This is a genomic window from Rhodococcus sp. NS-SX18 (assembly GCF_057367935.1).
Window position 1 is genome coordinate 4,884,387 of the sequence record NZ_CM170633.1, and the last position, 25,368, is coordinate 4,909,754.

24 protein-coding genes are annotated in these 25,368 nt (G+C 69.4%); 4 read left to right on the forward strand and 20 right to left on the reverse strand.

The window, feature by feature from the left end; all coding sequences use genetic code 11:
* Window positions 1-125 precede the first annotated feature (125 nt).
* Window positions 126-1,130, forward strand: coding sequence for an acrylyl-CoA reductase family protein (locus AC2IPW_RS22345; protein WP_054373027.1), 1,005 nt, complete (start codon window positions 126-128; stop codon window positions 1,128-1,130).
* Between the two features lie 7 nt (window positions 1,131-1,137).
* Here the strand turns inward: AC2IPW_RS22345 and AC2IPW_RS22350 are convergent, their stop codons facing one another.
* Window positions 1,138-1,746, reverse strand: a complete 609-nt coding sequence (locus AC2IPW_RS22350) for a ribonuclease H family protein (protein WP_486375718.1) — start codon at window positions 1,744-1,746, stop codon at window positions 1,138-1,140.
* Window positions 1,747-1,920: 174 nt separating this feature from the next.
* Between AC2IPW_RS22350 and AC2IPW_RS22355 the strand changes: the two genes are divergently transcribed.
* Together AC2IPW_RS22355 and AC2IPW_RS22360 are read left to right on the forward strand one after the other, a co-directional pair.
* Window positions 1,921-2,859 (forward strand): DNA-3-methyladenine glycosylase family protein, encoded by a 939-nt coding sequence (locus AC2IPW_RS22355; RefSeq protein WP_416062029.1) that lies wholly within the window; start codon window positions 1,921-1,923, stop codon window positions 2,857-2,859.
* Window positions 2,860-2,891: 32 nt separating this feature from the next.
* On the forward strand, window positions 2,892-3,404 hold the full coding sequence (locus tag AC2IPW_RS22360; RefSeq protein WP_486375719.1) for a MarR family winged helix-turn-helix transcriptional regulator: 513 nt from the start codon (window positions 2,892-2,894) through the stop codon (window positions 3,402-3,404).
* Here AC2IPW_RS22360 and AC2IPW_RS22365 read toward each other — a convergent pair.
* The 5 genes from AC2IPW_RS22365 to AC2IPW_RS22385 form a co-directional block, all read right to left on the reverse strand.
* Window positions 3,385-4,536 carry an acyl-CoA dehydrogenase family protein gene (locus tag AC2IPW_RS22365; RefSeq protein WP_486375720.1) on the reverse strand — a complete coding sequence of 384 codons (1,152 nt, stop codon included), beginning with the start codon at window positions 4,534-4,536 and terminating at the stop codon, window positions 3,385-3,387. The genes AC2IPW_RS22360 and AC2IPW_RS22365 overlap by 20 nt on opposite strands.
* Window positions 4,537-4,653: 117 nt before the next feature.
* Window positions 4,654-6,171: an acyl-CoA synthetase gene (locus AC2IPW_RS22370; protein WP_486375721.1), complete on the reverse strand. Its 1,518-nt coding sequence runs from the start codon at window positions 6,169-6,171 to the stop codon at window positions 4,654-4,656.
* 55 nt (window positions 6,172-6,226) lie between these two features.
* Entirely contained in the window at window positions 6,227-7,027 is an 801-nt protein-coding gene (locus tag AC2IPW_RS22375; RefSeq protein ID WP_003934367.1) for an enoyl-CoA hydratase, read from the reverse strand.
* Window positions 7,028-7,037: 10 nt separating this feature from the next.
* On the reverse strand, window positions 7,038-7,925 hold the full coding sequence (locus AC2IPW_RS22380) for an alpha/beta fold hydrolase (protein WP_003934368.1): 888 nt from the start codon (window positions 7,923-7,925) through the stop codon (window positions 7,038-7,040).
* 109 nt (window positions 7,926-8,034) lie between these two features.
* Complete coding sequence (locus tag AC2IPW_RS22385) at window positions 8,035-9,009, reverse strand: LLM class F420-dependent oxidoreductase (protein ID WP_003934369.1); 975 nt, start codon at window positions 9,007-9,009, stop codon at window positions 8,035-8,037.
* An 84-nt stretch (window positions 9,010-9,093) separates the two neighbouring features.
* Here AC2IPW_RS22385 and AC2IPW_RS22390 point away from each other — a divergent pair, with 84 nt between their 5' ends.
* Window positions 9,094-9,819 (forward strand): MOSC domain-containing protein, encoded by a 726-nt coding sequence (locus AC2IPW_RS22390; protein ID WP_486375722.1) that lies wholly within the window; start codon window positions 9,094-9,096, stop codon window positions 9,817-9,819.
* Window positions 9,820-9,905: 86 nt separating this feature from the next.
* Here the strand turns inward: AC2IPW_RS22390 and fahA are convergent, their stop codons facing one another.
* The 14 genes from fahA to AC2IPW_RS22460 all read right to left on the reverse strand — a co-directional run bounded on the left by fahA (window position 9,906) and on the right by AC2IPW_RS22460 (window position 25,350).
* Window positions 9,906-11,093: a fumarylacetoacetase gene (fahA, locus tag AC2IPW_RS22395; protein ID WP_486375723.1), complete on the reverse strand. Its 1,188-nt coding sequence runs from the start codon at window positions 11,091-11,093 to the stop codon at window positions 9,906-9,908.
* Window positions 11,090-11,974 (reverse strand): hypothetical protein, encoded by an 885-nt coding sequence (locus AC2IPW_RS22400; RefSeq protein ID WP_486375724.1) that lies wholly within the window; start codon window positions 11,972-11,974, stop codon window positions 11,090-11,092. The genes fahA and AC2IPW_RS22400 overlap by 4 nt, the downstream gene beginning before the upstream one ends.
* Window positions 11,971-13,167, reverse strand: a complete 1,197-nt coding sequence (locus tag AC2IPW_RS22405) for a cupin domain-containing protein (RefSeq protein ID WP_486375725.1) — start codon at window positions 13,165-13,167, stop codon at window positions 11,971-11,973. Before AC2IPW_RS22405 ends, AC2IPW_RS22400 begins: the two co-directional genes overlap by 4 nt.
* Before the next feature lie 115 nt (window positions 13,168-13,282).
* The gene (locus AC2IPW_RS22410; RefSeq protein ID WP_486375726.1) at window positions 13,283-13,816 is read right to left on the reverse strand and encodes a MarR family winged helix-turn-helix transcriptional regulator; all 534 of its coding nucleotides are present in this window, start codon (window positions 13,814-13,816) and stop codon (window positions 13,283-13,285) included.
* Between the two features lie 83 nt (window positions 13,817-13,899).
* The gene (locus tag AC2IPW_RS22415) at window positions 13,900-14,730 is read right to left on the reverse strand and encodes an SDR family oxidoreductase (protein WP_486375727.1); all 831 of its coding nucleotides are present in this window, start codon (window positions 14,728-14,730) and stop codon (window positions 13,900-13,902) included.
* A 79-nt stretch (window positions 14,731-14,809) separates the two neighbouring features.
* Window positions 14,810-16,543 (reverse strand): ABC transporter permease, encoded by a 1,734-nt coding sequence (locus AC2IPW_RS22420; RefSeq protein WP_486375728.1) that lies wholly within the window; start codon window positions 16,541-16,543, stop codon window positions 14,810-14,812.
* 5 nt (window positions 16,544-16,548) lie between these two features.
* Window positions 16,549-17,715, reverse strand: a complete 1,167-nt coding sequence (locus AC2IPW_RS22425; RefSeq protein ID WP_486375729.1) for an ABC transporter ATP-binding protein — start codon at window positions 17,713-17,715, stop codon at window positions 16,549-16,551.
* A gap of 29 nt (window positions 17,716-17,744) precedes the next feature.
* Window positions 17,745-18,917, reverse strand: a complete 1,173-nt coding sequence (locus tag AC2IPW_RS22430; protein WP_486375730.1) for an acyl-CoA dehydrogenase family protein — start codon at window positions 18,915-18,917, stop codon at window positions 17,745-17,747.
* 40 nt (window positions 18,918-18,957) lie between these two features.
* The gene (locus AC2IPW_RS22435; RefSeq protein WP_486375731.1) at window positions 18,958-19,239 is read right to left on the reverse strand and encodes a hypothetical protein; all 282 of its coding nucleotides are present in this window, start codon (window positions 19,237-19,239) and stop codon (window positions 18,958-18,960) included.
* Between the two features lie 43 nt (window positions 19,240-19,282).
* Window positions 19,283-20,344, reverse strand: coding sequence for an ABC transporter substrate-binding protein (locus AC2IPW_RS22440; protein WP_486375732.1), 1,062 nt, complete (start codon window positions 20,342-20,344; stop codon window positions 19,283-19,285).
* 80 nt (window positions 20,345-20,424) lie between these two features.
* The gene (locus AC2IPW_RS22445; protein WP_486375733.1) at window positions 20,425-21,669 is read right to left on the reverse strand and encodes an acyl-CoA dehydrogenase family protein; all 1,245 of its coding nucleotides are present in this window, start codon (window positions 21,667-21,669) and stop codon (window positions 20,425-20,427) included.
* Between the two features lie 85 nt (window positions 21,670-21,754).
* Window positions 21,755-22,930, reverse strand: coding sequence for an amidohydrolase family protein (locus tag AC2IPW_RS22450; RefSeq protein WP_486375734.1), 1,176 nt, complete (start codon window positions 22,928-22,930; stop codon window positions 21,755-21,757).
* 144 nt (window positions 22,931-23,074) lie between these two features.
* Window positions 23,075-24,136, reverse strand: a complete 1,062-nt coding sequence (locus AC2IPW_RS22455; RefSeq protein WP_486375735.1) for an LLM class flavin-dependent oxidoreductase — start codon at window positions 24,134-24,136, stop codon at window positions 23,075-23,077.
* Window positions 24,133-25,350, reverse strand: a complete 1,218-nt coding sequence (locus AC2IPW_RS22460; protein ID WP_054373011.1) for a CaiB/BaiF CoA transferase family protein — start codon at window positions 25,348-25,350, stop codon at window positions 24,133-24,135. The genes AC2IPW_RS22455 and AC2IPW_RS22460 overlap by 4 nt, the downstream gene beginning before the upstream one ends.
* Window positions 25,351-25,368 lie beyond the last annotated feature (18 nt).

Below are 25,368 nucleotides of genomic sequence, written 5' to 3' on the forward strand. Positions count from 1 at the left end.
CGCTCACGAAGCCCGGCCCCACCCCGAACTGAGCGAAGCGTTGCCTAACTTAGCATGCCTTTACTTACCGTTGGCAAGATGTCGTGTCTCCACACGGACGAGCGCGCCACCACTACGGTCGGATCATGACCTCCACCACGTTCTCCGCCTGGGTCGCGCGCGAGCACGACGACGCGATCGACTTCGCCCCCGAGACCGTCGACGAGACGATGCTGCCCGACGACGGCATCACCGTCCGTGTCCTGCATTCGAGCGTCAACTACAAGGACGCCCTCGCCGTCGTCCCGCGCGGCGGCGTGGTCCGCAACTACCCGATCATTCCTGGCATCGACCTCGCCGGTGAGGTCGTCACCTCGGATCACCCCGACTTCGCGCCGGGCGACCGGGTCTTCGCGCACGGCTACGAGATCGGCACCGGACGGCACGGCGGCTACGCCGAGTACGCCCGCGTTCCCGCCGATCAGCTCGTCCGGCTCGGCGAGCTCTCCACGGCCGACGCCGCCGCCATCGGCACCGCCGGCTTCACCGCGGCGCTCAGCGTGCAGGCGCTACTGCGGCACGGACTCACCCCGGACGACGGGCCCGTCGTCGTCACCGGCGCCTCCGGCGGCGTGGGCACCGTCAGCGTCGATCTCCTCGCCGCCGCCGGATTCGAGGTGGTCGCCTCGACCGGCAAGCCGGAAGCCCACGACCTGCTCCTCGAGCTGGGCGCCGCGTCGGTGATCGGACGGCTCCCCGAGGACCCGGACGCGAAGCCGCGCCCGCTCGGCAAGGCGACCTGGGCGGGAGCCGTGGACTGCGTGGGCGGCGCGACCCTCGCCCACGTCCTCAGCACCGTGCAGTGGGGCGGCGCGGTCGCCGCGAGCGGGCTCACCGGCGGCGCCGCCTTGCAGACCACGGTGATGCCGTTCATCCTGCGCAGCGTCGCGCTACTGGGAATCGACTCGGTGCAACTGCCCATCGGCCCGCGGCGCGAGCTGTGGGAGCGCCTCGCGGGCGACCTGCGCCCCCGGCACCTGGCCGACATCATGCGCCGAATCCCCGCGCGCGAGCTGGTGTCCGTGCTCGACCTGGTGCGCGTCGGCAAGTTCACCGGCCGCGCGGTGATCGAGGTCGCCGGCGGCTTCTGACGCCTCGTCAGAAGAGCGTGAGCTCGACCTCCTCGACCACCTTCACCGTCCGGCGCACCGCCTTCTTCGCGGCGCGCGCAGGCGCGGCGGTCGGCTCGGGCCGCGCAGGCGCGGCGGTCGGCTCGGGCCGCGCAGGCGCGGCGGTCGGCTCGGGCCCGGCCGGTTCGGTTGCGGATGCGATCGGGGCGGCCGCCTGGGCGCGTGCCGCCTCGCCCGCCAGTTTGTCGGCGAGTTCGTTGAAGTGGTTGCCGACGTGCCCGCGCACCCAGCGGAACCGCACCGGCCCGGACCGCTCGGCGAGGACGCGGTCGATGGCCTGGACCAGGTCGAGGTTCTTCACCGGCGCGCCCGTCGCCGTCTTCCAGCCCTTGCGCTTCCATCCGGGCAGCCACTCCGAGGCGCACTTGATGGCGTACTGCGAGTCGGATTCGATGATCATCGGCTCCGGGCCGGGGTGGGCCTTCAGCGCCTCGAGCAGCGCCCGCAGCTCGGCGATCTGATTGGTGCCGGAGCGGTCCCCGCCCGCCCGGCTCGGCCCTTCGTGATTGACCCACGCCCACCCGATGGCGCCGCCCGGGTTTCGAAGGCACGAACCGTCGGTGCTCACGATGATCATGTGCCAGACCATATCCCGTGGCAGGGGCGACGTCGCGCCCGAGGCACCGACGCGCCGCGACCGTGCACGAATCGCGGCCTTCGTCGGGGTGTCGGCACGAGACGTGCACACTCGTGGCCGGCGCCGCCGGTCCACCCCTCGTCGCCCGGTACGGCGGCACAGTACGGTGGACCGGTGCCCGTCCCCGCTCCACCCAGCACCGGCGCGCTCGTCGTCCGCGCCGAGCTGCCCCGGCCGGTGGACGTCGCGCTGACGTTGCAGCCGCTCCAGCGCGGCCCCTACGACCCCTGCCACCGCCGCGACGGGCACGCGGTGTGGCGCACGTCCCGGTTGGCATCGGGGCCCGTCACCTACCGGCTCGTGCAGGACGGTCCGCGTGGCGCGCGCTGCCAGGCGTGGGGTCCCGGAGCCGGGGAGCTGGCGGACCGTCTTCCCTCCCTGCTCGGTGCCGAGGACGATCCGGCCGGGTTCCGGCCCGAACATCCGCGCCTGGCCGAGGCCCATCGACGTCTCCCTGCCCTGCGGATCCCGCGCACCGGCCGCGTGCTCGAGGCGCTGATCCCGGCGATCCTCGAACAGCGGGTGCACGCCGTCGCAGCGTTCGCGTCGTGGCGGCGGCTCGTCACGTGGTTCGGCGACGACCCGCCCGGCCCGGCACCGGAGGGTATGCGGGTGCCGCCGGCGGCCGAGACGTGGCGCCGCATTCCGTCGTGGGAGTTCCACCGCGCCAACGTCGACCCCGGCCGGGCCCGCACCGTCGTGCGCTGCGCCCAGCTGGACGACCGGCTCGAGCGGCTCGTCGACCTCGATCCCGCCGAGGCGCAGCGCAAACTGCACTCGATCCCGGGCGTGGGAATCTGGACCGCCGCCGAGGTAGCACAGCGTGCCTTCGGAGACGCGGACGCGCTGTCGGTGGGCGACTACCACCTCGCGAAGATCGTCGGCTGGTCGTTACTCGGCGCCCCGCTCGACGACGCCGGCATGGTGGAGTATCTGGAACCTCTTCGGCCGCACCGTTACCGGGCCGTGCGGCTGATCATGGCGACCGGCGGGGCGGGGCGGGTCCCCCGGCGGGGGCCGCGGACCCCGATCACCGATCACCGTAGGCGGTGAGCACGTCGGCCGTCGGACCGTACCCTGGTGGCATGTCCGACCCAGACATTTCGACCGCGCCCACGAGACTCGCGCGGCTCCCGAGCTGGCTGCTGACCCAGTCCGCGCGCCACGTACACCGAGTGGTGTCCGGCCGGCTCGGCCTGGCCGACGCCCGCGGCTACCACTACCGCGCGCTGGCGGCGCTCGAGGAGTACGGCTCGCTGTGTCAGGCGGATCTGGGCCGCCGGGCGGGGATGGACCGCAGCGACATCGTCGCCACCGTCAACGAGCTGGCCGATCGGCGGTTCGTCGACCGCAGTCCCGATCCCACCGATCGGCGCCGCAACATCATCAGCGTCACTCGCCGCGGGCGGCAGCACCTGCGCGCCCTCGACGACGTCCTCGTCGCGGCTCAGGACGAGGCGTTCGCATCGCTGGACCCGGCCGAGCGGGACCAACTCGCCGCCTTGCTCACGAAGGTGCTCGCGCACCACACCCGGCAGGCGAAGGACTCCTCACCGGAGCCCTCCACCTCGGACGCGCTCAGAGGGAGCGGGCGATGATCTGCTTCATCACCTCGTTCGCGCCGGCGTAGATCCGCTGCACGCGGGCGTCCTCGTACATCCGGGCGATGAGGTACTCGCGCATGTAGCCGTAGCCGCCGTGCAACTGCACGCAACGGTCGATGACCTCGCACTGCTTGTCGGTCAGCCAGTACTTGACCATCGCTGCATCGGCGGCGTCGAGTTCGCCCTTCAGGTGCTGCTCGATGCAGTGATCGAGAAACACCTGGCACGTGCGGGCGATGGTCCGGCACTCGGCCAGCTCGAACGCGGTGTTCTGGAACTCGAACAGGCTGTGCCCGAACGCCTGCCGCTCCTTGGTGTAGCGCACCGTCTCCTCGACCGCCCGGTCCATCGCCCCGGCCGCCTGCGCGCCGATGATCAATCGCTCCTGCACCAGCTGCGCCATCAGCTGCGCGAAGCCCTGGCCTTCGGTCTCACCGAGCAGGTTCGCAGCCGGCACCCGCACGTCGGTGAACGACAGCTCGGAGGTGTCGGCGCCGTGCTGGCCGACCTTGTCCAGCACCCGCCCGACCGCGAACCCGGGGCAGTCGCGCAGGTCGACGATCAGCAGGGAGACGCCCTTGGCGCCGGCCTTCGGGTCGGTCTTGACGGCGAGCACGATGACGTCGGCCGACGAACCGTTGGTGATGAAGGTCTTCGAGCCGTTGACCACGTACTCGTCGCCGTCCCGGAGCGCGGTGGTCTTGATGGCCTTGAGGTCCGACCCGGCGCCGGGCTCGGTCATGCCGATCGCGCCGAGGATCTCCCCGGTCGCCATGCCGGGCAACCAGGTCCGCTTCTGCTCCTCGCTGCCGTACTCGAGGATGTAGTGCGCGACGATGCCGCTGTGCACCGAGATGCCGAGCGCGAGATCACCCGAGTAGCCCTGCGCTTCGAAGACCGCGAGATCGTGCGCGAAGGTCCCACCCCCGCCGCCGTACTCCTCCGGGATCGAGCACAGCAGCAGACCGAGCTTGCCGGCCGCGAGCCACACCTCGCGGTCGATGCGCCGCTGGGTGTCCCACTTCTCGGCGCGGGCCATCACCTCGCGCTCGAAGAAGTCGCGGGCCAGTTCCGAAACCGCCTGGACCTCGTCGTCGTGCCAGGACGGCACGTGCTTCTTCACCATCGGTGTCCTTCAACCTTCCGTCCGGTGTGACCGAATGTCACACCGCGTCGATTCGATCGAACTGATGTGACATTCGGTCGATGCCGGTCGCCGCGGGTCGCCGCCGGTCGATGCCGATCACTGGGTGCGCAGCTCGCGCTTGAGAAGCTTGCCGCTCTGGTTGCGCGGCAGGGTGTCCACGAACCGGACGAGCTTCGGAACCTTGAACGGCGCCAGGCGCTGCTTGACGTGGTCGATCAGCTCGTTCTCGTCGGTGTCTGCGCCGTTGCGCAGCACGACGACGGCGGTGACGGCTTCGATCCACTTCTCGTCGGGGGTGCCGATGACCGCGACCTCGGCGACGGCCTCGTGGGTGTAGAGGGCGTCCTCCACCTCCCGGGACGCGACGAGGATGCCGCCCGTATTGATGACGTCCTTGATCCGGTCGACGACGGTGATGTAACCCTCGGCGTCACGGGTGACGAGATCGCCGGAATGGAACCACCCGTCACGGAACGCCTCCGCGGTGGCGTCCGGGTTGTCCCAGTAGCCCAGGCACAGCTGCGGCGACCGGTACAGCACCTCGCCGGGCTCACCGTCCGGCACGTCGTTGCCGTCGGCGTCGACGACGCGGGTCTCGACGAACAGCACCGCCTTCCCGCACGACGACGGCCGGTCCGCGTGTTCCTCCGGACGCAGAACCGTTGCCAGCGGCCCGATCTCGGACTGACCGAAGCAGTTGTAGAACCCGAGGTCGGGGTAGCGCTCGCGGAGCCGGTTCAGCACGGTGACGGGCATGATCGACGCGCCGTACTGTGCCTTCCGCAGCGACGACAGGTCGCGGGTCTCGAGATCGGGATGGTTCGCCAGCGGCACCCACACCGTCGGGGCGAGGAAGAGCGAGCCGATCCGCTCGGACTCGACGAGCCGCAGGATCTCCGGGATGTCGGGGGCGGGCAGCAGCGTGACCGTGGCGCCGACGGCCAGGTACGGCAGCATGAACACGTGCATGCCGGCGGAGTGGTACAGCGGCATGCAGATCAGCGGATTGTCGTCCGCCGCCAGGTCCAGCGCGACGATCGACGAGGTGTACTCGTGCACCAGCGCCCGGTGGGACATCATGGCGCCCTTGGGCTTCGAGGTGGTGCCGGAGGTGTAGAGCAGCTGCACGAGGTCGGCGTCGGAGACGGTCACGTCGAGTTCGGGCACCTCGCCCGTGCACGCGACGGCGAGGAGCGAGTCGTCGGTGTCGCGCAGCGGCACCACATGCTCGGCCGGGACGTCGCCGAGGACGGCGTCGAGGTTCTCGCGCAGCGCGGGGTCGACGAGGACGGCGCGCGCCCCGGACTGGCCGAGCAGGTAGCTGAGTTCCTCGCCGCGCAGCGCGTAGTTGATCGGCATGTGCACCAGGCCGGCCCGGGCGGCCGCGAGGTACCCGACGACGTAGGCGTCGGAGTTGGTGCCGTACGCGGCGACGCGATCGCCCTGCACCAGGCCCAGCGCACGCAACCGTCCGGCCGCCCGGGTGACCGCGTCGTCGAGCTCGCGGTAGCTGAGGGTGCGGTCACCGAACCGCAGGGCGGTGCGGTCGGGGAAGCGGGCGGCGCTGCGGTGCAGCACGCCGTCGACGGTGTTCGCGCGCGGGTCGAGGCTCATGGCCGACAGGTTATAGGACGTCCAACCAATTGACCAGACCGATCGATCGATAACGTCAGCGACCCTGCCACACCGGCCGGCGCTTCTCCACGAACGCCGTCATACCCTCCTGGGCGTCGCAGATCATCGCGTTGGTCGCCATCGTCTCGGCCATCGCCTCGTAGGCCTGCTCCTGCGACAGCTCGATCTGCCGGTAGAAGGCTTCCTTCCCGATCCGCACCGTCGCCGGGGACGCCGAGACGATCTTCGCGGCCAGGGCCGCCGTCTCGGACTCCAGGACCGCGGGATCGACGACGAAGTTGATCAGTCCCCAGTCCGCCGCCGTCGCCGCGTCGATCGTTTCGCCCGTGAGCAGCATCTGCATGGCCCGCTTGCGCCCCACGGCCCGGCTGAGCGCGACCATCGGCGTGGAACAGAAGAGGCCGATCTTCACCCCCGGGGTACCGAACACCGCGTCCGACGACGCGACCGCCAGGTCGCACGACGCCACCAGCTGGCAGCCGGCCGCGACGGCCGTGCCCTGCACCGACGCGATCACCGGCTGCGGCACCGACTGCACGGTCTGCATCATCTCGGTGCAGGTGTCGAAGATGATCCGCTCGTCCTCGAGGGTGCGGCCGATCATCTCGCGCAGGTCGTGCCCCGCCGAGAACACCGGGCCCTCGGCGCGGATCACGATCACCCGGGTCGCGGGCTCCGCGGACAGCGCGCGCAGCCCCATCGTGACCTCGCGCATCGCCGCCGCGGACAACGGGTTTCGCTGATCGGGACGGTTGAGGGTGAGCAGGCCGATGCCGGACGCCTCGTCGACGGCGATGAGAACGGCGGCGGGCTGGTCGGTGCGCGTATCGGTCATGCGCTCCTGCCTACACCACCGCGACGGGGGCGGCCACCCCCCGAACGTGGGTGAGCAGCCGCAGCAGCGCGGCCGCCACCTCGTCGGCGTGCTGGACGATCACCGAGTGCCCCGCGCCCTCGACCCGCACCAGTTCGGCGGCCGGCAGCCGCGCGGCGATGGCCCGCGAGTGCGCGAACGGCGTCAGCTCGTCGGCCGAACCGCCGAGCACCAGGACCGGGATCGCCGCCAGCACGGCCAGGGCCGCCGACTCGTCCAGCACCGCGAACGCCGCCAGGAAGCGCGAGAGCGTCACGATCGACGCCTCGGTGGCCAGGGTCGTCGCCAGCGACCGTGCCCACGAGTCCGCGCCGCCGCGACGGACCACCGGAGCGCACATCCGCCCGCCGACCCGCATCGATCCCTGCATCACCCGCGGCGCGCGGCGCACCGCGCGGTGAAGCACGGACACCGCCGGGTGCCGCAGATAGCGGCCGAGTCCCAGCTCGGCCAGGCCGCTCGCCGCGGTCGCCACGAGGGCGGCGCCCACGACGCGGCTCCCGATCCGCTCCGGGTACAGCCGCGCGTAGGCCATCGCCACCATCCCGCCCATCGAATGCCCCGCCAGCACGACCGGACCGTGGGGCACGACGGTGCGCAGCACGACGTCGAGGTCGTGGGCGAGCTGGTCGATCGTGTACGTCTCCGGCGCACCGACCCCCGACCGGCCGTGCCCGCGCTGGTCGTAGGCGACAATGCGGATCCCTGCCCCGGCCTGCCCGGCAAGGCGCTCGCGGACCGCCGACCAGCTGCCGGTGTGCAGGCAGTGCCCGTGCACCAGCACGACGGTGACGAGCGCGTCGACGGGTCCGTGCACCCGCACCGACAGAGGCACACCGTCGTCGGCGACGACGGTCACCCGACGCAGATCCGGTCCAGGCATCGCGGCCTCCCAGCGGTCGATCTGCCGGGAATGTCGCCGATGCCCGAGCGGGGCGTTACCGCCGCGACCGAATCGTGACCGGTGGTCAGCGTGGGGCGAGGGCCCGGACCATCTCCGTGGGGTCGCCCGCGGTGGTCATCGCGATCACGGGAGTGGTCACGCCCGCCTCGACGTACCGTTCGATGTGCTCCCGGCAGGCCTCGGGCGGCCCGTGCACGACCAGCTGGTCCACCACGTGGTCCGGGATCGCGGCGAGGGCCGCCGACCGCTCCCCCTCCGCCCACAACCGCCACATGCCCTCGAAATCATCGCTGCGTCCGAGGAATTCGTGGAAGGCACGGTAGACGGGGACGTTCATGTAGGCGGCGATCATGCGACGACCGATGCTGCGGGCGGTTTCGGCGTCGAAGCCGGGCAGGACGAAGATGCGGGCGACGATCTCCTTGCCCGCTCCGCCCTCGTGCACGTACGGCGCGACGGTGCGCACGTCGTCGGCCGAGAGCCAGTTGACGATCGCGCCGTCGGCCTCGCGCCCGGCGAGGCGCAGCATGCCCGGCCGCAGGGCGGCGAGCAGCAGCGGCGGGGCGGGCTCGGGGACGAGTCCGGCGCGGAACCCGCTGACCTCGAACGTGTCGTATTTGTGCGTGACCTTCTCGCCGGCGAGCGCGGCCCGCAGGAACTGCAGGGTGTCGCGGGCTCTCTTGAACGGCTCCTCGAACGGGGTGCTGTTCCACTTCTCGACGATCACGTTGGACGAGGTGCCCACGCCGAGGACGAATCGCCCCGGGGCGGCGGCGGCGAGAGTGGCCGCGGAGATCGCCAGGGTGGCCGGACCGCGCGTGAAGACCGGCACGATCGCGGTACCCAGGCGCAAGGTCGGCGCCCACACGCTGGCCAGCGCCAGGGGCGTGAAGGCGTCGGCCACGCTGCTCTCGGACGACCACACGTCGGTGTAGCCGAGGTCGGGCAGTTCGGCGATCAGATCTCGCTGGCCGGGCAGGGGAATGCCGTCGAGGGGGATCGTCAGGCCCCAACGGCGAGGCGTCGCATCATCGCTCATACGCCACACCTTAGGCTGCGCCGGTGCGTCCTTTGGGCTGCCAGGACCACCCGAAGGACACACCGGTCCGTATGCTGGCCCGTTGTGCAGGTCTCTCAGCTCTGGCGTTACCCGGTCAAGTCGTTCGGCGGCGAGCAACTGCAGTCGGCGACGATCGAGCCGGACGGCCTGCGCGGCGACCACCTGTGGGCGGTGATCGACGCCGAGACCGGCGCCGTCGCGACGGCGAAGAAGGTGCGCGCCTGGTCGCGGCTGCTCGAGTGCCGCGCCCGGTTGCTCGACGACGCCGATCCGTCGGATCCGGCCGTCCTCGAGATCACCCTGCCCGATGGTCGGTGCACCCGCGGCGACGACCCGCGGACCCCCGGCCTGCTGTCGGAACTGACCGGGCGGGCACTGACGCTGGAAGCCCGCCCGCGCACCTACGACGACGCGCCGCTGCACCTGCTCACGACGGCCGCCGTGGACGCGCTCGGCACGGGCGACCCCGCCGACATCGCACTGCGCCGCTTCCGGCCCAACGTTGTGGTCTCGACCGACGGCACCGGGTTCGTCGAGGACGACTGGCTGGGCCGGCGGCTCGAGGCGGGGACGGCCACGCTCGTGCCGACGCAGCGCACGGCGCGGTGCGTGATGGTGACGCTGCCGCACCAGGAGGTGCCGGCCCGGCGCGACATGCTGCGCACCGTCACCGAACGCAACCGCGTAGCGAATCGCCCCGACGCCACGCCGGCACCGTGCATCGGTGTGTACGCCGACGTGGCGTCGGAAGGCGTTCTCGCGGTGGGCGACTCACTGACCGTTCGCTGAGGCGGATCCGCGCGCCGACCGGACGTCGACGCGCGGAATTCACCACGCCGCTGTCGAGCCGGCGCGCGGCTCCAGGGAGAGCCGGATCAGCGGCCCGAGTCCTTCGCGGGCAGGATGCGGGTGCGGACCTCACCGAAACCGATCCGGGTACCCTCCGGCCCGGGTGCAGTGGCGGAGATCGAGATCTCGTCGCCGTCCTCGAGGAAGGTGCGGGTCTCGTCGCCGACCTGGACGGGTTCCTTGCCGCCCCAGGTGAGTTCGATGAACGCCCCGCGCTGGTCCTTCTCGGGTCCGGAGATGGTGCCGGAGCCGAACAGGTCGCCGGTGCGGGTGGCGGCACCGTTGACGGACGTGTGCGCGAGCATCTGCGCCGGCGACCAGTACATCTGGGCGTACGGCGGACGCGAGACGACGTGACCGTTCCACTCGACCTCGAGATCGATGTCCAGGCCCCACTTCTCGGTGCCCTTCAGGTACGGCAGCGGCTCCGGGTCCTGCACCGGGGTGTCGATGCGGGCAGCCTCGAGCGCGGCCAGCGGCACGATCCACGGGGAGATCGACGTCGCGAACGACTTGCCGAGGTTCGGGCCGAGCGGCACGTACTCCCATGCCTGGATGTCACGGGCCGACCAGTCGTTGAGGATCACCGCGCCGAAGCAGTGGTCGGCGAACTCGTCGGGGGTGACGGTCGAACCCATCTCGGAGCCCACGCCCACGATGAAGCCCATCTCGGCCTCGATGTCGAGGCGGGTCGACGGACCGAACACCGGTGCCGGATCGTTCGGGCCCTTGCGCTGTCCGCACGGACGCACGATGTCCACTCCCGACACGACCACGGTGCTCGACCGGCCGTGGTAGCCGACCGGCAGGTGCTTCCAGTTCGGCATCAGCGGCGACGGATTGTCGGGCCGGAACAGGCGCCCGAGGTTCGACGCGTGGTTCTCGGACGCGTAGAAGTCGACGTAGTCGGCGACGTCGATCGGCAGATGCAGGGTCACGTCCGCGACGGCGTGCACGGCCTCGGCGGGCACGTCCCCGGCGACGAGGTCCTGCAGCGCGGCCCGCACCTCGTCCCAGCGGGCGCGGCCCTGCGCCATGAACGCGTTGAGGGTCGGCTCGGCGAACGCGGGGTCGTCGAACACGACGGACAGGTCGAGAACGGAGTCACCGACGCGCACGCCGACGCGCGGCTGCGTTCCGGCCGTGGAGAACACGCCGTAGGGCAGGTTGTTCGCGCCGAAGAGCGAACCTTCCGGAATGTCGATGACGGTCATGCGAGAGATCCTTCGGTGATCGGGGACATCGTCGACGGAACCAGGCCGACCTCGACGAGGTCGACGAGCGGCTCCGCGATGCTGCAGGTGCCGAACGAGCGGAAGCTGTTGCGCAGCTCCTCGATGCGAGCAGGCGGCAGATCGTTCAGTCGCGCAGCGAGACCGGCGCCGTCCCGGTCGGCGAGCACCGCCGCGACGGCAGTGGTGTCCGCACCGTCGAGTACGGCGTCGACGGCGGCGAGTACGTTGAGGAATCCGTGCTGTTCGAATCCGGTGTGCGGGTCGGTGTTGCGGACCGCGTGGTGCAGGCCCGCCGTGGCCTTGAACGGCACCTTCGTGCGGACCACGGTCGAGAGGGCTTCGGCGAGTTCCCGTTCGTCGGGGTACGCCTCGGCGACCACCCCGCCCGTGCGGAACTTCGCCGCGTAACGCGACCCCACGAGTCCCTGGAGGATCTCGGCGCGGCGCTCGTCGCGCGGAACCTCCACGAACAGCGCGACGCCCGGGTACTGCGCGGCGATCACATCGAGAGCGACGAGCACACCGGCGGGACTCTCCCCGGCGGGCACGGCGATCTCGAGGGCAGCCACGGTGACACCGTCGACGTCGCGCAAGCTCTCCATCGCGGGAACGACGGCGGACGGCCCGCCCGGAACGGTCAGGCTCAGGGTGAGGTCGCCGCCGAACGGGCGCTTTCCGAGCGCCTCTAGCAACTCCGGGATCCGCGGCGCCGGGAACACGAACGTGCCCACCAGCCCGGCATGTTCGGCGATGCGGTGCGCGGCGTGGGCCGGCAGGGCGCGATCGAGTGGGGCGTTCCCGGGCGGGAACAGCGCGGCGTCGTCGCACAGCTCCGTCAGCAGGGCTCCGAGAGTGCTCACTTCTGCAGCCCCCGGTTCCAGCTGCCGGCATAGGCCGCGTCCTCGCACGCGAGCGCACCCTCGCCGAGTTCGAGCGGCCGGAACGTGTCCACCATGACGGCGAGCTCGTCGAAGAAGTCGACGCCGATGCTGCGCTCGTAGGCGCCGGGCTGCGGGCCGTGGGCGTGACCACCGGGATGGACGGAGATCGATCCCTGGCCGATGCCGGAGCCCTTGCGGGCCTCGTAGTCCCCGCCGCAGTAGAACATGATCTCGTCGGAGTCGACGTTGGAGTGGTAGTAGGGCACCGGGATCGCCAGCGGGTGGTAGTCCACCTTGCGGGGCACGAAGTTGCAGATGACGAAGTTGTTGCCCTCGAACGCCTGGTGCGCCGGCGGCGGCTGGTGGACCCGGCCGGTGATGGGCTCGTAGTCGTGGATGCTGAAGGTGTACGGGTACAGGCAGCCGTCCCAGCCGACGACGTCGAACGGGTGGTTGGGCACGAGGTAGCGGGTACCGACGATGCCGTGCGACGTGCGGTGCTTGACCAGGACCTCGACGTTGCTGTCCTCGACCTGGATCAGCTCGGTGGGCCCGTGCAGGTCGCGCTCGCAGAACGGTGCGTGCTCGAGGAACTGGCCGAACCGCGACAGGAAGCGCTTCGGCGGGACGATGTGGCTGTTGGCCTCGATGACGTAGGCGCGCAGCGGCTCGTCGCCGGTGGGGATCCAGCGGTGGGTGGTGGCCATCGGCAGCAGCACGTAGTCGCCGGCCTTCGCGTCGAGCACACCGAAGACGGTCTCGACGCGGGCGGTTCCCGACTCGACGTAGACCATCTCGTCGCCGACGACGTTGCGGTAGAGCGGCGACTCCTTCGCCGACACGACGTACGACAGGCGCACGTCCGCGTTGCCCAGGATCAGCCGGCGGCCGGTGACGACGTCGGTCTCGGCCCAGACGGTCTGCGGGAACAGATCGTGCAGCTTCAGGTGGCGCGGCTTGAGCGGGTGGTTCGGGGTGGTGCCCTGGTCGGGCAGCTTCCACTCGGTGGCGTCGACGATGGCCGACGGGATGTGCCGGTGGTACAGCAGCGCCGAGTCGGAGGAGAAGCCCTCCTCACCCATCAGCTCCTCGTAGAACAGTCCACCGTCCTCGTTGCGGTGCTGCGTGTGCCGCTTCGGCGGGATGACGCCGAGCTGTCGGTAGAACGCCATGGGTTTCAGCTCCTCGGGCTCGTGCTGACCGATCCGCGGTGAACCCCGCGGGATGTTAGTTAATACCTTAACTAGATTTCGGGCGTGAGCGCAACCACATCGGCCGGATCGGTCGTCAGTTGCGGCCGCGGATGTCGAACTGGCTGCGTTTGGTGATGAGCTTGTTGAGCAACATGACCAGGATGTGTTGCTCGGCGTCGGTGAGCACGTCGACCCAGGCCGCTTCCCGCTCGTTCTGCGCCCGGAACGTCTCCACGATCTCGCGTTCGCCGGTCTCGGTGAGCGACAACCGGACCGACCGGCCGTCCTCCGGGTCGGGGGTGCGCGTCAACAGACCCGCCTCGACCAGCGGTTTCGCCAGATTGGAGACGGCGGCGCGGCTCATGCCGGTGAGCTTGGCGGCCATCTTCGGTTCGATCGGACCGGCCAGCCAGGTGACGAACATCAGGCGGTAGGCCGACCACGACCGCCCCCGCGGGCGGTGCACGGCCGCCTCGAGGTCGTACGTGACGATGTCGGAGGCGCGGTTCAGCGTCAGCAGCACCTCGGTGGCCTGCTCGTGGTAGTCACCGTATCGATTGCCCAGACGCCGGTTCGCGAGCTCGACGAAGGACCAGTAGTCGAGTTCGCCGGCGTCCACTTCGGTCATGAACGCCACTTTATCCGAGGCCGACTATTTAGTACACGTATTAATCAATATGGGCGGCCTTGGCGGTGACCTGAACGTTCGCGTCACCGCACGCCCTTGCCGACACAGACCTCCTGTGCTGCACGCGTCGCCTTCAGCTCGTCGATGCGACGTTGGATGCGGCGCATCCCACGCAGCCAGCGATCGGCGTTGCTCGCGCGATTCACGTAGTACTGCGCGACCTCACGATGCGGCAGGATCAGGAATTCGTCACCGCCGAGAGCACGCACGACCTCGTCCGCCACCTGTCCGGGTTCGAGGACCCCGGATTCGAAGATCACCGAGCCGGCCTCGTCGGTCGGCAGCAGGTTCGTCCGCACTCCTTGCGGGCACAGGCATTGAACGATGATCCCACGGTCGCCGTATGTCGCAGAAAGCCATTCCGCATGGGCGACGGTTGCGTGTTTGGTTACCGAGTACGGAGCGGAGCCGAGCATCGTGAGCAGGCCCGCGGCGGATGCAGTCGCGACAAACCGGCCGCGGCCGCGTTCGAGCCACTCGGGCAGCAGTTCCCGTGCCGCGCGCACGTGCCCCAGCACGTTGACGTTCCAGGACCGCTCCCATGCGGACTCGGTGTCGTCCGGTCCGGTCTCGATGCCCGCGTTGGCGAAGTAGGCATCGATTTCGCCGAGTTCGGCCCGGGCTCGCGCGACGAGGTCGGCCACTGCCTGCTCACCCGCGGCATCCCCCGGTATCGCGACGCCCCCGATCTCGTCCGCGACGACGCGGCACTCATCGGCGGCGAGGTCGTTGACGACCACCCTCGCGCCCGCGGCGGCAAGGCGCTGCGCCAGCGCCTTGCCGATACCGTTGCCCGCCCCAGTGACGACGACACCCGCGCCACGGAGCCAGATGGGATTTCCCGTTGTGTCCACAGTCTTTGCCTTTCGCAGAACTGGCAGAACGCCGGACCGCCCGGCCGACACGCGGTCGGCCGGGCGGTCCGGGAACATGTCACATCTTGCTCATCGCGTCCGCACCCCCGACGAGCATCGCCGCGGTCACGCCGACGGCGGTCACGCCGGTCATCACGAGGGCGACGGCGGCCACCAGCGGGTATCCGCCGTTGGACCAGTACTCGAACAGGATGGTGCCCATGACCTGGGTCCGGGACGCGCGCACGAGCAACGACGCCGTGAACTCGTGGGTGAGCAGCACGAACAGCAGCGCTGCGGTACCGCCCAGGCTGCCGCGCATGAGCGGCAGCAGGATCTTCACGTTCGTGGCGACGAAGCCGGCACCACTGACGCGGGATGCCTCGAGATAGCTGTCGCCGAGCGCGAGCATCGACGACAGCTGCATCCGGGTCGCGAACGGCAGCATGAGCGTGACGTACACCAGGATCACGACCCACGGCGTGCCGTACAGGACGATCGGACCGGTGGTGTAGGTCAGCAGGAATGCTGCGCCGAAGATCACGGCCGGAACTCCGAGCGGCATCGATACCAGAACGTCGACGACGAGGCGGAGGACCGGATAGCGCCGGCCGCGCACGATCAGGCTGGCCGCGACGAAGCCCAACGGCAGCACGATCGCCATGGCCGCGAGCGAGAACATCAGGCTGTTGCCGACCGCGGCCGGCACGGCCGTGCCGGAGAAGATCGTGCGGAAGTTGTCGAACGTCAGGGTCGAGAAGTCGACGGTGCCGCGCCAGTATCGGGACAACGCGACGAACACGAGGGCGAGCAGCGGCAGGATCGTCGACAGCAGCGAGAACACCAGGATCACCGCGACGCCGGCCTTGGAGGGCCGCCCCTGTGACTTGAACGCCTTGCCGCCGTGGGTGACGAACCGGCGCTGATTGCCGAGCATCGCCTTCTGTGCGAACACCACGACGACGCCGACGACGAGCAGCGGCGACCCGAGCGCCGCGGCGGTCGCGAACTGCGCGGGACTGTCACTGATCTGGAAGTACATCTCGGTCGTGAGCACACTGACGCCGGAGTTGGTGCCCAGCAGCAACGGTCCGGTGAACTGGCCGAGGCCGAGCAGCAGCGCGACACCGGAACCGTAGATGAGGGTCGGGCGAAGCAACGGCAGCGTGATCTTGAAGAAGACCTTCCATTCCGGCATGCCGGAGACCTGTGCGGCCTCGATCATCTCGGAGTTGATGTTCTCGAATCCGGAGCGGACGAACATGTAGACGAACGAACTCAGCGAGAAGCCGGTGATGATCACGATCCACTCGATCGAGTAGATGTCGACCGGGCCCTCCTCGAGGTGCGACCACCACGGCAGGTTCCGCAGCAGCGCGTTGAGGTAGCCGGGTCGCGGCGACAGCAGGAACGCCCAGCCGACGATCGAGGCGACCGCCGGAATGACGATGGGCAGGATCGGCAGGATCTCGAGGAATGCGAATCGGCGGGGCAGACGGCTGGCCGCCCACGCCAGGGCGGTGCCCAGCACCATCGCGATGACCAGCGATCCGATCGCCAGTCCCAGTGTGTACCAGAGGATCTGGCCGATACGCGACAAGCCGAACGCCCGGGAGTACCCCGCGGCGCCGTCCTCGAACGCGGTCAGCTGCAGGCGCACGATCGGGAGGACGACCAGGTAGACGAGCAACGCGGTGAACGCGACGACACCCAGGCGTCGCGCCCCGGCGCGCACCGCCTCGTTCTGCCTGCCCCTCGGGGCGGGTGCGACCGGCTCGTACTCGTCGGTCCGCGGCAATGTGAGAATCGCCATCGTCCTCACCCCACCAGGGCGCTGACGAGCGCCTGCTGTTCCATCGGCAGTGCTCTGCCGTCGGTGTCGAAGGTCCGTCCGTCGACAGGGTCGAAGGCCAGGACCATCCGCGTGCCGCGTTCGATCATCCGCGGTGCGCGGAACGAATCGAACGTCGCCACCCGGGCGTGCAACTGGCGGCGCTGCGAGCCGTCGACCGCGACCGAGAGCATGACGTCGAGGTGCAGGCCGCCGTATTCGACGTCGTCGACATTGACGGCGATGCCCGCCTCACCGGGCTGCAGGTCCGCGACGTCCGGGACCAGGCGGACCTTCTCCGGGCGCAGGCGCACCACGAACGAGCCGACCGAGGCGGCCGCGCGCGGCTGCATGCCGTGGATCTCCGTGCCCAGCGCGTACCAGCGGCCGTCGACGTACTCGCACGGGACCCGGTTCGACATACCGGTGAAGCCCGCGACGTACTCGTCGACCGGCTCTTCGAAGACCTCCCGCGGTGGGCCCATCTGGACGATGCTGCCCGACCGCATGATCGCCATGCGGGTTCCCAGCGCGAGGGCTTCGCTCTGATCGTGCGTGACGAACACCGCGGTGAACGGCTTGCGCTGGTGCAGGTCGTGCAGTTCCGCTCGCACCTGGTCGCGCAGGCGCGCGTCGAGGTTGCTCAGCGGCTCGTCGAACAGCACCAGATCGGGATGCGAGACCAGGCCGCGGGCCAACGCGACGCGCTGCTGCTGACCGCCGGACAGCTCCGCGGGGAGACGGTCGAGCAACCGCTCGCAGTCGACGAGCGCCGCGGTCTCCTCGACGCGCCCGTTCGCGAGAGCGTCTGTGAGTTTGCGGGACACGAGCGGATAGGCGATGTTCTTGCGCACGGTCATGTGCGGCCACAGCGCGTAGGACTGGAACACCATTCCGATGAACCGCTTGTCCGGGGTGAGGTTGATGCCGCGCTTGCGATCGAACACCACCTGGTCGCCGAGAGTGATGGAGCCTCCGGCCGGCTGTTCGAGGCCCGCGAGGCAGCGGAGCGTCGTGGTCTTGCCGCAGCCCGACGGACCGAGCAGAACGAGGAACTCACCGTCCTCGATCTCGAGGTCGAGGTGGTCGACGGCAACGGTGGGTGGTTTTCCGTCGAAATTCTTGAGCAGCTGGCGTACGGAGACATGGGACACGGTGTACTCGCTTTCTGAACGAGCTGGGTTCAGGACTCGGTGGAGGAGAGCGCGGCGGATGCCGGCTCCTGCCTCGGATCGGTGGATGTCTCGCCGCTGCGCGCGACGCCTGCCGCGGCAAGAGCATAGAGGCGCTGGGCGTGATCGTCACTGCTCCCCCACAGGACACCGGAACTCAGAGCACGGCGGTAGTACAGGTGCGCTGTGTGTTCCCAGGTGAACCCGATTCCGCCGTGCACCTGGACGTTCTTCTCCGTGGCCAGTCGCGCGGCGTCGCCGCAGGTGATCGCCGCGATCGCAGCAGCCTCGGCCAGGTCGGCGTCGGTCCCCTCCACGACGGCCCACACAGCGTGGGCGACGGCCGACTCGGCGAGTTCGACGGCCACGGCGACCTCGGCGAGCATGTGCTTGATCGCTTGGAATCCGCCGATGACGCGGCCGAACTGGACGCGCCGGCCGGCGTAGTCGACGGCATCGGCCAGGCAGGTGCGCGCGACACCCAAGGTCTCACAGGCCAGGGCCACGACTGCCCTGTCGTGGATCCAATCGGGTCGAGTGCACTCCGCGAGGACCGTCGCCGGCGCAGCCTCGGCCTGGACCCGGGACAGGACCCGGGTCGCGTCGGTGGTGTGCATCCGCTCGGTGGTGAGCACGGCTGCGTCGACGGCGTAGAGGCCCACCGTCCCGGATTCGTCGGCGGCAGTCACCAGCACGGTGTCGGCGACGTCACCGTCCACGACGAAATCGGCTCGGCCGGTGAGGAACACGTCGTCGCCCACGTGTTCGGCCCGAAATCCGGAGTCCGTACCGGGTGCGGTGACGACCGTGGCGACGACGGCCTCCCCCGTCGCGATGCTGGTGAGCAGCTCCGTGGCGCGCGGCGCGCGGTCGCAGCGCGACAGCGCCGCGGCGGCAACGACGCCGCTGAGGACCGGGATCCGGCTCAGTTCCCCGCCGAGCAACCCGAGGACGGCGGCGACGTCGGCGAACGAGGCGCCGAGGCCGCCGGCGCCCTCCGGAACGGCGAGTGCACCCACGCCGATCTCGGTGCCCAGCACGGCCCACAGGTCACGATCCACCGGACCGTCGCGGTAGACGCGCTCCGAGCGTCCGTCGGCCGGGTCCGTTCGACGGATCACCGATCGGATGGTGTCGGTGAGCAGCGCGGTGTCCTCTGCCGCGGCCGAGCTTCCGAGAATCATGCTGTCGCCTTTCGTGGATGAGGGAGCTCCGGGTGCCCGGTCAGTCCGAGGAGGGGAGGGGCTTTGCCTGCTTCTGGCTGAGAACCTCGCCACCGACGGCGAGCGGTCCGGCGCCGCCGCGTACGACGACGACTTCGACGCCGCCGCCGGCGTACCGCTTGCCCATGGCGAGCTCGCCGCCCTGCACGGGTACGGCCGGTGACGCATCCACGCTCATCGGCTCGCCGCCGCAGAGCAGCGGTCCGGTCGCGCCGTCGTCGATGCGGACGACGATCACCTCTGCGGTACACACCGCGCTCTTCAAACGTTCACCGACGTTCATCGGGAATTCCTCTCGTGTCGGATCCGTGCCGGACCCGGTGGGGTTACTGGGAAGCGCCGAACAATCGCTCGAACTCGGCGCGGAAGGCCTCCACATCGGCGGCGGTGACGGTCCGCGAGTTGACCCAGATGTTCTCGGCCGGAGTCGCCGCCGTCGAGACGTCGGGCAGGACCGCGCCGGCCCGGTTGGCGACCGCCTCCTGGCCCGCCTTGGTCACCAGGAAATTCGCGAACAGTTGCGCCGCGTTGGGATGCGGGGCGGTGGCGGTGACCCCGGTGTAGAAGGCCGCACCGAACACCGGGTTCGGCATTGCCGACTCGACCGGGGCGCCGGCCTCCTTCTCGGCCGTCAGCGGAACGGTGAAGACGGTGGCGGCGAGCTCACCCGAGGTCAGGGCCTGGCCCATGGCCTGCGCACCCGGATAGGTGCGCGGCTGCTGCGCGGCGAGCTTCTCCACGAAGTCCGGGGAGACCGTATCGGCAAGGTAGTCGTAGAAGTCGACGATCGCTGCGGACACCGGCAGGATGACGCCGATCTTGCCGCCGGCCAGTTCCGGAGCGAGCAGATCCTCGTAGCTGTCGAGGCCGTCGGGGACCCGGTCGGTATTCCAACCGTAGGTGAGCACGGCCGCCGACGAGGTGAAGATCGTGTCACCGATCATGAACTTCTCACTGTCGAACTCGGCCGCATCGAACGCCGGGCCGGCGACCGGGACGTAATAGCCCTCCGCGATGCGCTGGTCGACCCACGGCCGGGCCGCGGAGGCGACGACATCGGCGACCGGCCGGCCGGTCGAGGCTTCCGCGGCCAGCTTGGTCTGCAGGTTCGCGTCGTTGTCGCGGACGATGTCGACGGTGATCCCGTACGCCGATTCGAAGCGGTCGGCGAGGTTCTCGAGATTGTCGGTCGCCTGCCCGGTGTAATACGTCACCGAGCCTTCCTGCTTGGCCGCCTCGACGACCTCCTGCCAGGTGGCGTCCCCCTGCGGGCCCAGGTCCTCCGTAGCGACCTCGCTGGTGGTGCCGGAACCGCAGGCGACCGCAGTGAACGTCAGCGCAGCAATCCCCAGTCCGGCGATCGAGCGGCGCAGCGTCGAGATTCTCATGGAACACGGCCTTTCGTGAAGAGCAATACCCGGGGGTAGTACACAGGGATGATGCTCGGATGGTGACGCCGAGGGTCGACTCAGGACGTCGGGGCAGTGGCGCGGGCCCGTGCTTCCCGCCAGGTCAATCCACGGTCGGCACGCGCTTCCGCCGGCAGTCCGAGCAGTCGCTCGGCGACGATGTTGCGCTGGATCTCGTCGGAGCCGCCGGCAATGCTGTACCCGGGCGCACCGAGCACATGGGCGTTCCACCCGAACGTGCCCGGAACGCCCGTGTCCGCGACGAGATCGCGTCCGAGGATGATGCGCGCGGCTTCGGAGACCGCGGCGAGCTTGTCGACCCACTGGATCTTGCGCACCGACCCGACCGCCGTCGGGGCGGTGTCGGCCTCCCGGGCCTGCCGGTCGCGCAGCATGTCGACCTGGGCGAGCTTCTGCCGCAGGTAGACCCGGGCGAGGAGTTCCCGCACCCTGGGGTCGGAGTCGCGCCCGAGGGTGCGGGCGGTCTCGACGAGCTGGTCGAACCGGCCGCCGACATTGGCCGAACCGGATCCACCCTCTCGCTCGAACGCCAGCGTGGTCAGCGCGACGGACCAGCCCTTGCCGACGTCACCGAGCCGCAGCGAGTCGGGGATGCGCACCCCGTCGAGGAAGACCTCGTTGAAGCTACTGCCGCCGGACATCTGCCGGATCGGACGGACCTCGACCCCCGGAGCGTCCAGCGGAACCAGGAATGCTGTCATTCCCGCGTGCTTGGGCTGGTCCGGATCGGTACGTGCGATGAGCTCACCCCAGTCGGCGAACTGCGCGCCCGAGGTCCACACCTTCTGCCCGGTGATCACCCAGTCGTCGCCGTCCCGCACCGCCCGGGTCCCCAGGTTTGCCAGATCGGAACCGGCATCCGGTTCGGAGAAGAGCTGGCACGCGAGCAGGTCACCTCTCAGCATCGCGGGCAGGAACTCGCGCTTCTGTTCCTCCGTTCCGAGGAGCCGAATGGTCGGTGCAATCAAATGCATTGTCACCGAGAACAATTCGTGCGGACGCAACGGGCAGTGATCGTTCTCGATGCGGGTGAAGGCTTCCGCGAGATGGACGCCGAGGCCGGCACCCCCGAACTCCTCGGGCCAGTCGAGGGCACCGTAACCGGCATCGAGCTTGACCTTCTGCCAAGTGCGGTGCTGATCGAGAAGTGCCTTCTCGTCGTCGAATCCGAGGTCGTGGAACACGGCCACGTCGTAGGGGTCGTCGACCCGGTCGAACCCGAGCCGGGCGACGGTCTCGACGACCCAAGCACGGGCGCGGGACTCGAAATCCGAGAGGGACATCTTTCCTCCACTTGACTGGGCCGGCGAGTGCACGGCCGAGAAGACGACGGGGGCGCAGGACCCGGAACCCGATCGGGCTTCCAGGTCAGGAATCCAGGTTGTACAGCGCGGCGGCGTTGTCGTGCAGTATCTTTCGAGCATCCGACTCGGACAGGTGGGAAAAGTTGCGGCGCAGGTACTCGTCGGGCGCCAGCGCGTCGGAGGCCGGGCCGGGCGACATCGACGTCGGGTGCGGGTAATCGGTCTCGTACAGGACGTTGTCGGCACCGAGCTGCTCGATCGCGCTGCGGGCCGAGTCCTGCTCGAACCAGAAGCAGCCGTAGATCTGACGCTTGAAGTACTCGCTGGGGAGCAGCTCGTACTCCGGGTGCTCCTTGTGCACGCCGCTGTTCTTCCATTGCCAGTCCAGTCCCTCGAGGGCGAACGGGATCCAGCCGATGCCGGACTCGACCGAGACGAACTTGAGTTCGGGGAATCGGTCGCAGATGCCGCCACAGATGAGCTGAGAGATGGTGCGAGCGTTGTCCATGAAGAACGAGATGCCCATCATCGCGTAGTTGGCGTGAACACCGTTGCTCTCGTGACCGAAGCCGCTGAGGTCGACCTCACCGGAGGCAATGTGGAAGTTGATGGGCAACTTCTTCTCCTGCGCCGAAGCCCACAGGCGGTCCCAGTACGGGTCGGTAAGCATCGGCAGGCCGAACGCCGCGGGATTCTGCGTGAAGACCAGCCCCTTGTGGCCGGCAGCGGCGATACGCTCCACCTCGGCAAGCGTGGCCTCCATGTCCCAGAAGGGCAGGATGCCGACCGGAATGTACCGCCCGGGGGCGAATTGCGCCCATTCGGTGAGGTAGTCGTTGTAGGCCTTGATGGACGCGATCTGCAGCTCGTTGTCGCCGTTGGACTGCAGCGTCTTGGAACTGAACACCGCGACGTTCGGGTAGAGGATCTGAGCGTGGATACCGTACTCGTCCATGATCGTCAGGCGCTTGGCCGGATCCCACGAGCGCGGGTCGGTGTCCTCGAAGCGGGGCGGGCAGTTCGGCGGGTACTCGTGCCAGCCGGCCATCGCCGGCGACCCGACTGCACTCATGCGCTTGCCGGCAACGAACCAGGCCTGGTCACCGCGCTGGTCGTCCCAGCGTACGTGTGGCACCAGATCGCCCCACTTCTTGGTCGACATCCGCGATGTCCACAGGTCCGGCGGCTCGACGACATGCGTGTCGGTGTCGATGATCTTGATGTCGCGAAGGTCGTACACGTAATCCTCCTGAGAATCGGATGGAGTTCGAACGGGAGATCCGCTCGGTGGATTGCATGCCCTTACTATTAGGAACATGCGAATATTAACGGAGATTTAGATCACAGTCCATACCTGAAAGCGATCTGCGCCATGACAGTGGAATCAATCGTTCAGCGCTGGGAAGACGGCTGTTCCGAGCAGCCGGATCGACTCGCGGGTCGCCACATCGTCGACGCCGGGAAACACCACGCGCACCGTCACATGCGCGCTGACCGTCCGAGGTAGGGCTCTCAGCAGTTCCCACCACGGACGCAGTTGGTCGACACACTCTTCGGGCGTGCCGGCCACGACATGGTCCGGCCGCGTCGGGACGGGCACGTTCGTGTCCGGCCCGTCCGGTACGGCGCCGTCCCCGGCCTGCGCCATCCACCGCCGGTACCGCTCGCCGACGAGGGAATGCCCGGGCGCCACCGTCTCCCACGCCCCGGAGGCGGCGGTGAACGCGCACATCGTCAGTGCGACGTGGAAGGGCCGGTCCAGGTCTGCGAGTTCGAGCGTCCCGATCCGGCGGGCCAGCTGCGCGACGGACGCGAGCTCGGGCGCGATCCAACCGTCGGCGATACGTGCAGCGCGGCGCACACCCCGACTCGCGAACGCGCCCAAAAGGATCGGCGGACCCCCGATCCGGGCAGGAAGCGGGCGGACCTGGACGGCCTGCCCGCTCCGTCCGGGCGGCACGACCGACTCCCCCGACCAGGCTGCACGTAGCGTGCAGACAGTCTCCTCGAGGATCAGCGCACGCCGCGAACGGTCGATGCCGAGCGCCGCGAATTCCTCCGGGCGATAACCCAGTCCGAGGCCCAGGAGCACGCGCCCGCCGCTGAGCTGGTCGGCGACCGCGACGTCCTCGGCCAACCGCAGCGGGTTGTAGAGCGGACCGATCGCGACGTTCGTCGCGAGGTCGACGTCGGTCGTCTCGCGGGCGAGCGCACCCATCACCACCAGTGGGCTGGGGAGGTAACCGTCCTCTGCGAAGTGGTGTTCGCTGAGCCAGACCGAGTCGAACCCGGACTCCTCGGCGGTCACGGCATGCCGCACGAGGGCGTCCAGCGCCCGACCCGACTCCGCCGCGGTCCCGCCGACAGTCTGGGCGGTCAGCGCTCCCAGCCCGACCCGGATGCGACGGCCTCGCTCACCCGTTGCCGCATCCCGGATCCGGCTCACTTGATGGCGCCGTCGATCTTGAGCTGGACGATCTGGTCCCAGTCAAGGCCGTGCTCGAGCAGCACTTCCTCGGTGTGCTCGCCGTGCTGGGGAGCACGGGTGAGCACCGGGGCCTCGTTTCCGAACCGCATCGGCGCCGTGACGAGATCCAGCGTGCGTCCGTCCTCGTACTCGACGGTGCGGACGTACTCGTTCGCGATCGCCTGCGGGTCCGTCAGCACGTCGAGGGGCTTGCGGAACACGTCCCACTGCCCCTCCTGCTTGCCGAGGATGTCCGTCCACTCCGCGAGGGTGCGGCTACGGAACACGTCGGTCAGCTCGGCGGTGCACTCGCGAGTGTTGCGGGCGCGGTCCTCGAACGTCGCGTACCGCGGGTCGTCGATCAGGTCGGGTCGGCCGATCGCCTCGCACAGGCCGGGCCAGTACTTCTGACTCTGCAGCAGCGCCAGATGGATGTACCTGCCGTCACTGGTCCGGTAGATGTTCGAGACCGGATTCACCGGGGCGGACCGGTCCGGATAGGGCAGTTCCGCAGCCCCGATGAGCTGGGCGCCGGCGATGGTCGCCTGCATCGCCCACGCGCCGACGGCAAACAACGAGGTATCGACGACGATGCCCTCTCCGGTGCGTTCACGGTGCAGCAGTCCGGCCGCAATCCCGCCGGCGAGCGCCATCCCGCTCTGCACGTCGCCGAAGGCCGGGCCCGGCATGTTGGCCGGCCACTCGAGGTCGTCGGGGGCGATCGACCCCGCTGCACCGGAGCGGGCCCAGTAGGTGATGCCGTCGAATCCACCCTTCTCGGAGTCGGGTCCGGCGACGCCCTGGGCGGTGCCGCGCGCGTAGACGATGCGCGGGTTACGCGCCATGATGTCGTCGACGTCGATACCCAGCTTGGCCCGTGCATCCGGCAGGAAGTTGGTGGAGAAGACGTCGGCCGTCTCGACCAGCTTCATGAGGACCTCGCGGCCCTGCGGGGTGGCGATGTCGAGCGCGATGGCGCGCTTGCCGCGGTTGTTGATCTCCCACAGACCCGACATGCCGTCGACGTCGCCGGGCACGCCCCACGCCGCGGTCGTGCGCATCGGATCCCCGAAATCGGAGTGTTCGACCTTGATCACGTCGGCTCCCCAGTCGGACAGGATCGCGCCGGCCGAGGGGACGAACGCATACAACGCGACCTCCACGACCTTGATCCCGTTCATCACCTTGGTCATCGAGCGTTCTCCTTGTTC

Excerpts from the sequence above, each read along its gene's own strand:
- AC2IPW_RS22345 (WP_054373027.1), top strand. The coding sequence starts at position 126 with ATGACCTCCACCACGTTCTCCGCCTGGGTCGCGCGCGAGCACGACGAC.
- AC2IPW_RS22350 (WP_486375718.1), bottom strand. The coding sequence starts at position 1,746 with ATGATCATCGTGAGCACCGACGGTTCGTGCCTTCGAAACCCGGGCGGC.
- AC2IPW_RS22360 (WP_486375719.1), top strand. The coding sequence starts at position 2,892 with ATGTCCGACCCAGACATTTCGACCGCGCCCACGAGACTCGCGCGGCTC.
- AC2IPW_RS22365 (WP_486375720.1), bottom strand. The coding sequence starts at position 4,536 with ATGGTGAAGAAGCACGTGCCGTCCTGGCACGACGACGAGGTCCAGGCG.
- AC2IPW_RS22370 (WP_486375721.1), bottom strand. The coding sequence starts at position 6,171 with ATGAGCCTCGACCCGCGCGCGAACACCGTCGACGGCGTGCTGCACCGC.
- AC2IPW_RS22375 (WP_003934367.1), bottom strand. The coding sequence starts at position 7,027 with ATGACCGATACGCGCACCGACCAGCCCGCCGCCGTTCTCATCGCCGTC.
- AC2IPW_RS22385 (WP_003934369.1), bottom strand. The coding sequence starts at position 9,009 with ATGAGCGATGATGCGACGCCTCGCCGTTGGGGCCTGACGATCCCCCTC.
- fahA (WP_486375723.1), bottom strand. The coding sequence starts at position 11,093 with ATGACCGTCATCGACATTCCGGAAGGTTCGCTCTTCGGCGCGAACAAC.
- AC2IPW_RS22405 (WP_486375725.1), bottom strand. The coding sequence starts at position 13,167 with ATGGCGTTCTACCGACAGCTCGGCGTCATCCCGCCGAAGCGGCACACG.
- AC2IPW_RS22410 (WP_486375726.1), bottom strand. The coding sequence starts at position 13,816 with ATGACCGAAGTGGACGCCGGCGAACTCGACTACTGGTCCTTCGTCGAG.
- AC2IPW_RS22420 (WP_486375728.1), bottom strand. The coding sequence starts at position 16,543 with ATGGCGATTCTCACATTGCCGCGGACCGACGAGTACGAGCCGGTCGCA.
- AC2IPW_RS22430 (WP_486375730.1), bottom strand. The coding sequence starts at position 18,917 with ATGATTCTCGGAAGCTCGGCCGCGGCAGAGGACACCGCGCTGCTCACC.
- AC2IPW_RS22435 (WP_486375731.1), bottom strand. The coding sequence starts at position 19,239 with ATGAACGTCGGTGAACGTTTGAAGAGCGCGGTGTGTACCGCAGAGGTG.
- AC2IPW_RS22440 (WP_486375732.1), bottom strand. The coding sequence starts at position 20,344 with ATGAGAATCTCGACGCTGCGCCGCTCGATCGCCGGACTGGGGATTGCT.
- AC2IPW_RS22445 (WP_486375733.1), bottom strand. The coding sequence starts at position 21,669 with ATGTCCCTCTCGGATTTCGAGTCCCGCGCCCGTGCTTGGGTCGTCGAG.
- AC2IPW_RS22460 (WP_054373011.1), bottom strand. The coding sequence starts at position 25,350 with ATGACCAAGGTGATGAACGGGATCAAGGTCGTGGAGGTCGCGTTGTAT.